Origin of the sequence: Actinomadura napierensis (assembly GCF_039529375.1) — a bacterium.
Classification (GTDB): domain Bacteria; phylum Actinomycetota; class Actinomycetes; order Streptosporangiales; family Streptosporangiaceae; genus Spirillospora; species Spirillospora napierensis.
The window spans coordinates 1-510 of the sequence record NZ_BAAAMR010000447.1; the positions used below are offsets into that span (position 1 = coordinate 1).

Sequence of the window (510 nt, forward strand, 5' to 3'; positions counted from 1 at the left end):
GCGCATTTGAGCACGGCGATATTTCGGGTCGTAATCGGCTTGGAACTTCAAAGCCTCAAAGTCATATTTACGAGTCTCAAAGCGAGCAATACGTGTGTTTAACCAATCTTCTAAAGAAGCGCCTTCCGGCTGTTTCCACGATTCGAATTGTTGTGTAGTCATTTTTTAAACTCCTATACAGTGAATTAATAACGTTTTAAAAGAGGAACCAAGAACAACGACCCAATGACAGCGACTGCAGCCAAGAAGGTAATTCCCAAATTAAAACTATGTGTTTGCATCACGATGTAACCGATCAGTACAGGTGCAATTGCACTTGCAAAATTGCCTAAACCGTTAAATATTCCACCCGCTGTCGCACCTACATTTGAGGTGGTTACTCGGGCAAGCAGAGCAAATACCGCAGCTACTCCAAAGCCCCACGCCATAGCACTTAAAGACATGGCAGCAATAATCAATAATGGCTCAGTCATAATGACCATCACATACATGAAGATGCCCGCGAGTAAT

Annotated in this window: 1 pseudogene; it reads right to left on the reverse strand. The window is 43.3% G+C overall.

The features are described 5' to 3' along the window. Nucleotides 1-185: 185 nt before the first annotated feature. Nucleotides 186-510: pseudogene (locus ABD296_RS50410) on the reverse strand (hypothetical protein); the annotation flags it as partial.